At 64.3% G+C, this 12193-nt stretch carries 10 protein-coding genes and 1 pseudogene; 7 read left to right on the forward strand and 4 right to left on the reverse strand.

The genetic code is table 11. From position 1 onward, the window contains the following. Together FNL14_RS00940 and FNL14_RS00945 are read right to left on the reverse strand one after the other, a co-directional pair. Positions 1-400: pseudogene (locus FNL14_RS00940) on the reverse strand (SGNH/GDSL hydrolase family protein); the annotation flags it as partial. Between the two features lie 127 nt (positions 401-527). Then, positions 528-1265: a glycoside hydrolase family 16 protein gene (locus tag FNL14_RS00945; RefSeq protein WP_255470655.1), complete on the reverse strand. Its 738-nt coding sequence runs from the start codon at positions 1263-1265 to the stop codon at positions 528-530. Between the two features lie 912 nt (positions 1266-2177). Between FNL14_RS00945 and FNL14_RS00950 the strand changes: the two genes are divergently transcribed. Beyond that, on the forward strand, positions 2178-3317 hold the full coding sequence (locus FNL14_RS00950) for a LacI family DNA-binding transcriptional regulator (protein ID WP_370455785.1): 1140 nt from the start codon (positions 2178-2180) through the stop codon (positions 3315-3317). Here FNL14_RS00950 and FNL14_RS00955 read toward each other — a convergent pair. Continuing rightward, positions 3314-3895, reverse strand: coding sequence for a hypothetical protein (locus tag FNL14_RS00955; protein ID WP_142056874.1), 582 nt, complete (start codon positions 3893-3895; stop codon positions 3314-3316). The two genes, FNL14_RS00950 and FNL14_RS00955, sit on opposite strands and share 4 nt — an antisense overlap. A 209-nt stretch (positions 3896-4104) precedes the next feature. On the opposite strand from FNL14_RS00955, the gene FNL14_RS00960 reads away from it, so the two are divergent. The 6 genes from FNL14_RS00960 to FNL14_RS00985 all read left to right on the forward strand — a co-directional run bounded on the left by FNL14_RS00960 (position 4105) and on the right by FNL14_RS00985 (position 11109). Continuing rightward, positions 4105-5130, forward strand: a complete 1026-nt coding sequence (locus FNL14_RS00960) for a LacI family DNA-binding transcriptional regulator (RefSeq protein WP_142056876.1) — start codon at positions 4105-4107, stop codon at positions 5128-5130. Between the two features lie 68 nt (positions 5131-5198). Next, complete coding sequence (locus FNL14_RS00965) at positions 5199-6503, forward strand: sugar ABC transporter substrate-binding protein (RefSeq protein ID WP_142056878.1); 1305 nt, start codon at positions 5199-5201, stop codon at positions 6501-6503. Then, positions 6500-7456, forward strand: coding sequence for a carbohydrate ABC transporter permease (locus FNL14_RS00970; protein ID WP_142056880.1), 957 nt, complete (start codon positions 6500-6502; stop codon positions 7454-7456). The genes FNL14_RS00965 and FNL14_RS00970 overlap by 4 nt, the downstream gene beginning before the upstream one ends. Next, positions 7449-8333, forward strand: a complete 885-nt coding sequence (locus tag FNL14_RS00975) for a carbohydrate ABC transporter permease (RefSeq protein ID WP_142056882.1) — start codon at positions 7449-7451, stop codon at positions 8331-8333. Before FNL14_RS00970 ends, FNL14_RS00975 begins: the two co-directional genes overlap by 8 nt. A 31-nt stretch (positions 8334-8364) precedes the next feature. After that, on the forward strand, positions 8365-9729 hold the full coding sequence (locus tag FNL14_RS00980; RefSeq protein WP_142056884.1) for a glycoside hydrolase family 172 protein: 1365 nt from the start codon (positions 8365-8367) through the stop codon (positions 9727-9729). Positions 9730-9759: 30 nt separating this feature from the next. Beyond that, positions 9760-11109 carry a glycoside hydrolase family 32 protein gene (locus FNL14_RS00985; protein ID WP_220126142.1) on the forward strand — a complete coding sequence of 450 codons (1350 nt, stop codon included), beginning with the start codon at positions 9760-9762 and terminating at the stop codon, positions 11107-11109. Between the two features lie 81 nt (positions 11110-11190). Here the strand turns inward: FNL14_RS00985 and FNL14_RS00990 are convergent, their stop codons facing one another. After that, a complete protein-coding gene (locus FNL14_RS00990) occupies positions 11191-12069 on the reverse strand; it encodes an AraC family transcriptional regulator (RefSeq protein WP_142056886.1) in 879 nt (292 codons plus the stop codon). Positions 12070-12193: the final 124 nt, after the last annotated feature.

Below are 12193 nucleotides of genomic sequence, written 5' to 3' on the forward strand. Positions count from 1 at the left end.
CCCCGTCAATGTTGGTGGGGTATCCGAGCTGCCCGGCAACAAGGTAGGCCCACCCCTGGTCCGGCCGTCCCGCACCCACGCCGGCTGTGTAGGAATCGCCAAGAATCAGCACCACAGGCTCGGCGGGCAGCTCGATTCCCGGTGCCTGGGATGTTGCGGTAGCAGTAGCCGTAGGAGAGGCGGTCGCCGTCCCCGTGGGAGTGGCGGACGGAGTAACGCTGCTCGTGGCAGCCGGCAGGCTTGGCGCCGGCGGGAGAGCCTCATCGACGTTGCGCGGACCCATCAGGGCGATGGCCGCCACCCCGAAGGCTACCACTGCCAGCACAAAGAGCGCAGCGTATTTGATCCACTCCTGTTTGCTGATGCTGGGGCGCCCGCCGTTCCTTGTCACCCGGCACATACTACCGGCGGGAACCCTCCAGACCTGTTACCCGGGCCCGGGTGACCACCCCCTTAGTGAGGCGTACGACGGCGGCGCGCGGCCGCCGTCGTCCGCTCACCTTCCCGAGGCGTGAGTCTTGAGCTATTTAGGTCCTCTCCCAGATAGCGACCCAGTCAACGTAGACGTGGCCGTTGGTTTCGCGCGCCGGGCAGTCGGGCGAGCAGGATTCGGTCTGCAGGATGTAGTGCATTGGCGTGCTCGGGGTGAAGGCAGAGGAAACACCGATGGAACGCCCGTCAAGGAAAAACTCAATGCCGCCCGGGCCCCACTCGGTAGTGGCTATGTGCCAATCCCCATAAGGAACGTTGGGACGGCGGACTTCGACCTCATGGATGCCATTCTGGACGCCATGCACCGCGCCGTAGATGACCTTCCCCAGGTCCCCTTCCGGGAAATCGATCTCCCCGTCCTGAGGCCACTGCTTGCTGTCCGGCCAGAGCAGCCAGGCCAATTTGAATCCCGGCAGGACCTCGGCTTTGAAGCGCACGGAGTAGCGCCCGTACACCTGGCTGTTCCAGGGCCGCTGGACTGCTCCCCCAACTATCGGGGACGGTGCTGCGCCCATGGCCACCCCGTTTTCGGAGTGCAGGAACATGTCCAGGACGCCGTCATGGACACTCAAGACTTTGGACGGGAAGTACCCGGATGTCCGGGCGCCCTTTGGCTGCAGTTGCGCGGCGGTATCCGGCGTGCCGTCGAAGTAGTTCGCGCTCCACCGTCCGCCGTAGATGCCCGGAAAGGCGCCCAGTCCGACGTCCCCCTCGCTGAAGTCCTCCGCAAAGACCTGCCTCCATCCGGGCAGGTCGCCCACTGGCAGGGTCAAGGAGATAGGGGAAGGCGCGGATTCAGGAATAAGCTCCGGTGCCGGGGCGGGGAGTTCAACAGTTGGCTGTGCAGCACTGGGAACCGGGTCCGCGGGAACCGGAGTCGCCGTTTCAGCATTTTGCGTGGGCACTGGACTTTCACTTTGGGTGGGCGCTGCACTTGCCGCATCAGCACTCTGGCTGGGCGGCGGACCCTTCGTTTCCACGTCCGGGGTGGGCGCTGAATAGGAAGCAACGCCGATGGTGCCGCAGGTAAGAGCGAACATGGCTATTAGCAGGACGAGGATCCGGGTCCTCGCATGGCGCTGACGTCTATCCACGGCTGTCACTTCCCCCACAAGGAGTCAGTGCATTTTGCCGCTGCCGTCCACCACACGGCCCAGCTGTGGTTCCGGCCGGGGTGGCTTCCCTGGATGTAGATCCCCGCTTGCATAGTTGTCCTCCCATGCATGGTCCGGCAGGGAACCTCAAGCGAAACCGTTGTGCGGCGCCCGCATCCCCCTGTCCGGTCCACCCTATGAGGGGCGCCACAGCCGGTCATGAGTACCGGGTACTCGTTTTTCCGCGTGTTACCTGAGAGCGACTACTCGGTTTACTCGATTTTTTCGGTTGGACATCAGGGCTTCACCGGGCCTGAAACTCGACCCATGCCCTTGCCTGGAAAGGAGAAAGCCCCTCCTAAGAGGGGCTTTCCACGTAGTGGTCATGTGTCTTCTGGTTTATATCAGCCTTGATGCACTGCCCCCTCTCCAGACGCCCCCCGGCGTCCATCTGGACTATGAACTCTAATAACGGGTCCGGGGAGAGTAAAGGGGTTGTGCTAAGTAATTTCGGCTGACATCCATTTAGCCGGCACGCTCTGCTGACGAGAGCCCGAGCAAAGGAATGTTCCAGAAACTAAGTAGCAGCATGTGTCGTTATGGCCCCTGATAACGGCACTTACTGCTACCTACTTCCAGACCTGTCACGGCACCTGTCGGCCACCCGTCTGTAAACTGGCGGAGGCTGCGCGAAACGTTCGCGTAAACGATTCCCTGAGGACGGCGACAATGACGACGATGGTAAAAGTGGCCAAGCTTGCCGGCGTGTCCATCTCCACCGTTTCGCACGTCCTAAACGGCACCAGAAACGTCAATGATGAGACCCGGCAGAAGGTCCTGAAAGCCATCGAGGAAACGTCCTACCGCCAGGACGCGCTGGCCCGCGCCATGCGCCGGTCCCGGACTGACAGCATCGGCCTCATAGTGTCCGACGGCGGCGAGCCGGCTTTTGCGGAAATGATCCGGGGCGTCGAGGAGACAGCCGCCAGCCAGGGAGTCACCTTGCTGCTGGCCAATTCCGCCGAGGATCCGCAGCGCGAGGCGCGGGCCGTCCAGGCACTCCTGGAGCGCCGGGTGGACGGCCTCATCCTGGCCCGCGTCGCAGGCTCCGGCCTGGACGCCATCAGCGAGTTTGCCAACCACGAGACTCCCCTGGTGCTGATGGACCGGCTGTCCGACGACCCCTACGACCAGGTGGGCGTGGAAAACCGCGAGCCCATCAGGGAACTGGTGCAGCACCTCACTGCCCAGGGCCACGAACGGATCCTGCTGATAGCCGGGGACACCCGGGTGGCCACCCTGCGGGAGCGGCACGAAGCCTTCACCGAAGCCATGGCTGCCGCCGGCATCCCCGCGGCAAAGCAACTGGCCGTCGCAGCTCACGACTCCAAGGAGACCGACGCCGGAATCCGCAAGGCCCTGGGCGCGGCTAAGCCACCAACGGCCGTCATAGCCTGCAGCACGGTGCTCGCCGCCGCTGCGCTCCGGCAGATCCAGCAGCGGGGCCTGCGCATGCCCGACGATATTGCCTTCGCAGTCTTCGACGGCTTCGCTTATGCGGACCTGTTCGAACCCCAGCTCACCACGGTCCGACAGCCCGCTTTCGATGTGGGCTCCACGGCGGCCGAGCTCCTGGCCAAGCGGATCGCAGACAAGTCACGTGAACCGGCCATCGTCCGCCTCGCCCCCGTGATCGAATACCGGGCGTCCACCGGCCCAGCACCCGCCTAGCCCAGGCTGACGGACTTCGCGTCCGGACCTTCTGAGCCGGTCCGGCTGCGGCTCGCATCGTTCACTTCCACCAGCAGGTTTGTGTGGACAGTTAGCCAGCCGTCAGCCTCCAGCGGCCGGTGGTCGAACTGGTCCGGAACGAGGACTACCAGCCTGCCTTCCGCGTCGGAAAGGCTGGTGAGCGCATCCCGGCCGTCGATAAGCTGCCCGCAGCTCGCGTTCCACCCGCCGTCCGCCAGGACGCGCTCAGTGATGAGACAAAAGCCGGTATTGTCCAGCCGGTCCGGTGCCACGAAGTAGTTGCTGTTGTTGTACTCACCCAGGTACCGGACATCCTCCAACCACACCTCTTGCTCCAGGTCCGAGTAATCTCCCGCCAGCACATCCTGTTCGGTTGGTGCCCGTTGCAGCACATCAAGTGTTCCCGGCTGGGCGAGGAAAAGCATGGACCAGAGAAATGCCAGGCCCGCCCAAGTACCCAGGCCCACCGCAGCGGCCAACGCGATGATGAGCTTCCATCCGCGGGTCAAAGGTGTGACGCCGGGATAGGCGGTGGTGAAGTAGCCGGGTGTATCCATGCTCTGCCCCCTCAGGCTGGTTGGTCCCTGTGTAGGCTACACCGGCTTGAGGACCTTTCGCTGCGGGCGGGAATCCGCCGTGAACCCGGCCCCGGGTCCGCCCGCAGGAAACCGCTGTTCAAAAAACTTCAACGTGACCCATTGCACATCGAAACGTTTGTCTCTAGTATCGAAACGTTCGCGCAATCGTTTCGCTAGAAGGAGTCACAGTGGCAACCATCGTCGATGTCGCATCACTTGCCGGCGTATCGACGTCCACGGTGTCGCACGTCCTGAACGAAACCAGGCACGTCGAGCCGGAAACCAAAGAGCGTGTAATGAGCGCTGTGAAGGCCACAGGCTACCGGCGTGACGTGCTGGCCCGCTCCATGCGCCGCGCCAGGACCGACTCCATCGGGCTGGTGGTCTCCGATGCCGGTGAGCCGGCATTCGCAGACATGGTGCATGGCGTGGAGGAGGCGGCTGCGCACAACGGCCTCTCCCTGCTGCTGGCCAACTCGGCGGAAGATCCCGCCCGGGAGCGCGCAGCGGTGGAAGCCCTCCTGGACCGCCGGGTCGATGGCCTCATCCTCGCGCGGGTGGCGGGGTCAACCGCCGGACTATTGGAGCGGATCAGGAAGGAAAAGAAGCCGCTGGTCCTGCTGGACCGGCTGGCGGACCTGGGCGGGGACCAGGGGCAGGTGGACCAGGTTGGCGTCAACAACCAGGCCGCAATGGCAGCCCTGGTTGACCACCTCACGTCCCAGGGCCACGAGCGGATCCTACTCGTGTCCGGAGACCTGCGGGTGTCTTCGCTCCGCGAGCGCTATGACGGTTTCCGGGCCGCCATGCTCACGAAAGGCATGGCAGTACCACCCGAACTTCTCTGCGAAGGCACAGTCACTGCGGCAGCCACGTTCGACCGTGTCCGGCCGCTGCTGGCCACCCCCTCAGGACGTCCGACGGCGATCCTCGCCTGCAGCACCCTCCTGGCGGCAGGTGCGTTGCGGGCTGTGCAGCACGAAGGACTCCGGGTGCCTGGCTCCATAGCCTTCGCGACGTTCGACGGCTTCACCTACTCGGACCTGTTCCAACCACAAATAACCACCGTGCGCCAGCCCGCGTTCCAGCTGGGTGAGAGCGCGGTGAGTTTACTTTTGCAGCGGCTCGAGAACCCCGCTGCGCCCGCCACTATCCTCCGGCTCGAGTCCCGGATCGAGTTCCGCCGCTCTACCAGCAACAGCTCCACCAACTAACCCAAACAAACCAACGTCGCATCCCACCAGCGCACCTCCCCCGGGCGCAGCATGCAAAGGAGCATTCCATGAGAAAAACAGTCCGCACGACCCTGGCCACAGCGGCAACCGCTGCCCTGCTGGCCCTCACCGCCTGCGGCAGCGGCACGGATGCAGCCACGCCGGCGGCGGACGGTCCCTACGCCGCTCCGGCCAAGGACATCACCGCCAGCATCTCCGTTTCCAACTGGGGCGATCCCGGCGACAAAGCCGTCTATGACGGCGTAGCCGAGCGCTTCAAGGAAAAGTATCCCAACGTCACGGTGAACAACAACTTCACCCCGATCACCACCTGGACCGAGTACGTCAACAAGCTCGTCACGCAGGCAGCAGCCGGGCAAGCGCCGGATGTCATCAACATCGCCACCGAGGGCGTCGAGCTGGGCCTGTCCAACGAGCTGTTCACACCCCTGGACGGCTTCCTCAAAAACGATCCGGAGGCCAAGTCCCTGCGCGAGGACATCGATCCCAAGCTCCTCGAAGGCTTCAGCAAGGACGGCTCCACCTTTCTGATGCCGAACACGTTCAACACCATGGTGATCTACTACAACACCAAAATGTTTGAGGCCGCCGGGATTGAACGGCCCAGTGACGACTGGACCTGGGACGACTTCCTGGAGATCTCCAAGAAGCTGACCACCGGCTCCGGCGCCGACAAGGTGTACGGGTTCGCCATGCCGTACTACTCCTTCGGCATCACTCCGTGGCTGTACTCCAATGGCACGTCCGTGATGAGCGATGATCTGGAGAAGGCCCAGCTCACCGACGAGAAGGTCAAGGAGACGGTGGGCTGGGTGCGGGACCTCGTCACCAAGCACGGTGTCTCCCCACAGCCGAAGGGCTCCGACCCGTACCAGCTGTTCCCCGCCGGCAAGGCGGCCATGACCGGCGCCGGGCACTTTGTCACCGGCGGCTTCGAGAAGGCCGGCTTCAGCGACTACGACATCCTTCCGTGGCCGAAGGGCACCACCAAGTCCACCGTGTTCGGCGCCGGCGCCTTCGCAGTCTCCAAAGCGTCCAAGAACAAGGAGCTGTCCTGGGAGTTCATCAAGATGCTCACCGACCAGCAGACCCAGAAGAAATGGGCCGACGCCGGCGCCGCCGTCCCGTCCACCAGGACCGCCGCTTCATCCCCGGATTTCCTCGCTTCCCCCGAGCATGCCGAAGAGTTCTACAACTCACTTTCCTACGCGAAGCCGGTAGCGGCTCCGCGTGCCTACAACGTGCTGGATCCGGCGTTCATGCGGGCCATGGACGAGATCATGTCCGGCCAGGACATTGGCGCCTCCCTTCAGAAGGCCCAGAAGGATGTTGAGGAGGCGTTGCAGCAGTGACACTGATTGTCCCCCAAACCGAACTGCCGCCCGCGCCCCCGTCGGGGCGCGGGGGCCGCTCAGGGCACCGGAGCGCCGCCCGCCGTCGGGAGGCCCTCACCGGCTACCTGTTTACGGCACCTACCGTGATCGGCTTCCTGGTCTTCGTCCTCGGCCCGCTCGTCGCGGCCCTGTACCTCAGCCTCACTAAATACAACATCCTCACAGCACCAAAGTTCATCGGACTGGACAACTACGTACGGATGTTCCGGGATGAGCGGCTAGCCACGACGTACGGCAACACAGTCCTCTACGTGGGCGCCGCCGTCGTCCTTATCAATGGCTTCGCGCTCCTGTTCGCCGTGCTGATCAACCAGCGGCTCCCCCGGGCGCTGACCTACGTGTTCCGCTCCGCCTACTTTTTCCCGTACCTGGTGGCACTGGTGTACGTGTCCATCATCTGGCAGGCGCTCTTCCAAAAGGACACGGGCATCCTGAACTACTACCTCACCGCCATGGGCGGGGAACGGATCGACTGGCTCAACAGCCCGGAGTTCTCCAAAGTGTCAGTGGTCATCGTGGACACGTGGCGGAACGTCGGCTTCGCGATGCTGATCTTCGTGGCCGCCCTGCAGGAAGTCCCCAAGGACATGGTAGAGGCCGCCCGGATGGACGGCGCCAACGAGTGGCAGATTTTCCGCCGGATTGTCCTGCCGATGATCAGCCAGGCAACTTTCTTCAACATCACCATCACTATCATCGGCGCGTTCCAGATCTACGAATCGATCATCGTGCTCACCCGCGGCGGCCCCGGCGATGCCAGCCGCAGCGTGGTGATGTACATCGCCGAAGTGGCCTTCAACAAGTTCGACATGGGCTACGCCTCAGCCATCGCGGTGACCTTGTTCCTGATCATCATGCTGGTGACCATGGTGCAGTTCCGCCTAAGGAAATCATGGGTGAACAATGAGTAACGCCGTCCTCCCCTCCCGCGCCGTTGCAGGACAGGACGTACGACGGCGGCGGCGCGCCGGCGTCGGGAAGTCCATTTCCGTCGGGCTGCTTGTCCTGGGCGCCGTCGGCATGGTGGCCCCGTTCCTGTGGATGTTCACCACGTCCCTCCGGGACGCCAGCCACGCCTACGACCTGCCGCCGCAGTGGCTGCCCACCGAATGGGACTGGGGAAATTATGCGGCAGCGGTCAGCGGACCAGTTCCTATCCTGCGGAACATGTTCAACAGCGCGGTCATAGCGATTGCCGTCAGCGTCGGCATGATCATCACCGCACCGATGGCCGGCTACGCTTTCGCCAAGCTGGAATTTTCTGGCCGCAACTCGATCTTCGTGGGCCTGCTGTCCTCGCTGATGGTGCCGGCGCAGGTGACCATCATTCCGCTGTTCCTGCTCATGCGGACCTTCGGCCTGCTGGACAACCCGCTCAGCCTGATCCTGCCCGGGATCACCGGAGCCCTGGGAGTATTCCTGCTCCGGCAGTTCTTCCTGGGTTTGCCCCAGGAAATCATCGATGCAGCCCGCATGGACGGGGCAACCGCCTGGCAGACCTACCGGCTGATCGCCCTGCCGCTGGCCAAGAACGCCGTCAGCACCCTCGGCGTCATCACCTTCCTGGGCAGCTGGAACGCCTACTTCGCCCCGTCCATCTTCCTCAACAGCACCGATACCGCCACCCTCCCGCTGGGCCTGGTCCTGATGCTCGGCCCCTACGGCGCCGGCAACGTGGCCCAGGTGATGGCAGCGACCACTATCGCCATCGCCCCGGCACTCATCGTCTTCCTTGTGGCACAGCGCTGGATCATCGCCAGCCTCACCCAGTCAGCCGTCAAGGGCTAACCCCCCAACTCTTTTGAAAGGTACATCTACCATGGCAACATCGCCGCGCTCCGGCCTGCTCTCAAGCCTGACCAAGCTCTCCACGGCCCGCACCGCCCGAGCCTCCAGCTGGGACCAGACCGGCCGCAACCGGGACAACTGGATCATCATGCCCGGAGAGGAACGCGTCTTGGCGGACCTCGAAGGCCCCGGCGCCATCACCCACATCTGGATGACCCAGTCCTGCCGGATCCAGCCCGGTCCGGGCCAGATCTCACCGGAACTGGTCGGTGTCCCCATGCTGGAAATCCACAACGCCCTGGGTGTCAGCTGGGAAGTGGTGGACCCGGACTATTACCGCAAAATCGTCCTGAAAATGTACTGGGATGACCAGGAAACCCCGAGTGTCATCGCACCCTTGGGCGACTTCTTCGGCCTGCTCAACTCACTCTCCGGCTCCTACGACTCGCTGCCGCTCTCCGTCTCCGCCAAAGAACATGAACTGAACACCTTCGGCGGCAGCGCGGCCTTCAACAGCTACTTCGAGATGCCCTTCAACTCACGGGCCCGGATCACGGTCGAAAACCAGAACGATATCCCCTACCTGCAGTACTTCTACATCGACTACGAGCTCTACACGGAGCCGCTGCCGGCGGACACCGCGTACTTCCACGCCCACTGGCGCCGGCAAAAGCCCAACGCCGGCTGGGGCCCGGACCTGCAGACGAACAGCATCGAAGTGGCCATCCCCAACCTCACCGGGGAAGATAACTACGTTGTGCTGGAGACCGAGGGCCAGGGCCACTATGTGGGCTGCAACCTGGCCGTGCGCCACTTCCAGGGCTCCTGGTGGGGCGAGGGCGATGACATGATCTTCATCGATGACGACACCTGGCCGCCCAGCCTGCACGGCACCGGCATGGAGGACTACTTCGGCCATGCCTGGGGCATGCAGCACAACGCCTTCCTGATGAACGGCACCATGGTCCATGAGGAAAACGTGCCGGGCTTCCACCACAGCTACCGCTTCCACATGACCGATCCCATCCGGTTCCAGAAGCGCATCAAGGTCACGTTCGAGCACGGCCACGCCAACCACCTCTCCGATGACTGGTCCTCCACCGCCTACTGGTACCAGACCCTCCCCTCCCCCGTCCTGGACATCGACGCCGTGGAGGAGCGCCTGCCGCTGCGCCCCCGTGACCAGGTGGAGGAACTCCCGCTGCCGGAGCTGACGCCCGCGCAGCAGGCTGCCCGCGACGCCGCCGCCGAACGGATGCAGAAATTCACCGATGCCCGCGACGCCGTCCGGAACGAGCGGCGGGCCGAAATAGACCAGTGGGAAAAGGCCAACGCGGAGCAGGCCCGGGACATCCGGCAAAGGTTCCATGCCGCCAACAGCGTCCCGGTCTCCTGACCACTCCTACCGCAAACAACGAGGACCAGCATGAATGCACACGAACTGCGGCCCGCTTTCCACTTCACTGCCGCCGAGGGATGGATCAATGATCCCCTGGGCGTTACGTGGAAGGACGGCCAGTACCACCTCTTCTACCAGTACGTCCCCGGCCGCACCACCTGGGCGTCCAACTGCCACTGGGGCCATGCCACGTCCCCGGACATGATCGCGTGGACGGAGCAGGGCGTCGCCGTCGCGCCTGGTGACGGGGACGACGGCGTCTGGTCGGGTTCCATCGTGACCGACATCAATGGTGCCGCCACCATGTTCTACACTTCCGTCGCAGAGCCGGACCTCGGCATCGGCACCGTGCGGACCGCCACCCCGGACGACGCTTCCTGGAACAGCTGGGCCAAGGGCGGAAAGCTGATGACCGCCCCCGAGCTGGGCGTGGTGGCCTACCGGGACCCGTTCGTGTTTCGCGACGGCGGGCAGTGGCGCATGTTCGTGGGCGCCGGGCTTGAGGGCGGCACGGCAGCCGCCGTCTCCTACAGTTCCCCTGATTTGAAGCAGTGGACCCTGGACGGCATCGCCGCGCAGCGTTCCGGCGCCGAGATGGAACCGGTGTGGACCGGCACCATGTGGGAGTGCCCGCAGCTGTTCGAGATTGATGGCTCGCACGTGCTGATCACGTCCATTTGGGAGGACGATGTCCTGCACTACGTGGCCTACGGGGTGGGCAGCTACTCCGACGGCACGTTCACCGCACGTTCCTGGGGCCAGCTCAGCTACGGCAAGAGCTACTACGCGCCCTCCTTCTTCCGGGACAAGGACGGTGTGCCGGCACTGATCTTCTGGGTCCGCGGCGTCATCAGCCCCGACGGCCAGTGGGCCAGCGCCCTCAGCGTCCCGCACACACTCACCTTGGACGGCGACACCCTGGTAGCCACACCCCACGCCGACCTCGCCAACTACGCGCAGGCCGCGCGCGTGGAGCAGTTGGGCGGCGGTGCCTATGAAATCGTGCTCGACGGCGGCGCGGACCTTCGCTGTACAGTAGCCGCTGGGACGGTCATCTGCTTCGGGAGCCCGGACGGCCAGCTGGCCGCGCTTCGCCACAACGGGGCCGGCCTGGAGGTAACGGCGCCCGGAAACGCCGACTTCACCGGGGTATTCCTCCCGGTTGCTGAGGGGACCGACGTCCGCGTCCTCATCGACGCCGGAGTGCTGGAGATCTCCGGCCAACAGGGCATCATGGCGGTTCCGCTGCCCATCACGGCTTCGACGGTAACCCTTACCGTCACCGGCCCGAAGCAGCTGAGCCTGGCGCTGGTCGGCTCTGTGGAAACGCCGCATGATGACCATGCAAAAGCACAGCCAGCCCTGACCGGCCGCTAAAACGCCAGCGGTTCCAGCTCGTCCCTGGGATTCAAGGACTTTGCCGGCCGCCTGGCAGCACCAGCCCGTACGCTGGCGCTACTAGGCGGCAGGCGGAGCAGTTTTCGCTTCGATCGGTATCCACAGCTGTCCGCGGCCCCTCGAACCGTCCGGTTCCGGCTGGACGCTCAGCAGTTGTGGTCCTGGCGCCCATAGGTAGGGGTTGGCGGGGAACCATTCGGCGGCGGCGTCGGCCCACAGCTTTTGCAGGGCCTCGGGGAACTTTCCCTCAGTCTCAAAGATCACCCACAGGCCGGCCGGGACTTCCTTGGAGTCAAATCCTTCCGGCACCGGCACCGCCTGCGACGATGCGGCGGCACGCCAGTAATCCAGTTCGCTTCCCTCGGTTCCCGGCTCCTCGATGTTCTCGGTGACCGCCACGAGACCGAACGGCTCGGTGTCGGACAGCTCGGCCAGGCGTGGCCGCACCGAGGGGTCCAGTCCCCGCTCGAACGCCTCTATGCCTGGGTTTGGTCCTTCATAGACGAGCCGGATCCGTGTCCTGAGGCCAATCAGGCGGAAGGCCTCCTTCTTGACGATCTGGTGTTTCATGCCCGCGCTCCCTTCGATTCGAAGATGGAATCTCAATTGCGGTTGTGAGTGGAGCACGGCGCCGGGGCGGCGTGCCCGTGAGGGGCTAAGCCCATGCATGGCTTTGAAGGCGCGGCTGAACGCCTCGGCGGACCCGTACCCGTACCGTGTTGCGACGTCCAGCACCCCCTGGCCGGCAATGATTTCGGCCGTCGCAGCTGTAAGCTTCCGGCGCCGGATGTACTCGGAGAGGGGCATGCCGGCCAGCGAGGCGAACATCCGCCGGAAGTGATACTCCGAGGTGAGCGCCACGCGGGCCAGCCCGCCGACGTCGACCGGCGCGGTCAGGTCCGCCTCAATGAGCTCAACAGCCCGGTTCCATTCCTGCACGGCATCCTCCCTCCCTTCTACGGTATGGCGAACAGGGTTCAGGCAACCCAACTATCCCTGCCCGAAAAGATCAGGGTCCAAAGCCCGGCAAGTTGGCGCAGAAGGAGCCGCCGGGGCACTCTTG

This window comes from Pseudarthrobacter sp. B4EP4b (genome assembly GCF_006680095.1).
In the GTDB taxonomy this organism is placed as follows: Bacteria; Actinomycetota; Actinomycetes; order Actinomycetales; family Micrococcaceae; genus Arthrobacter.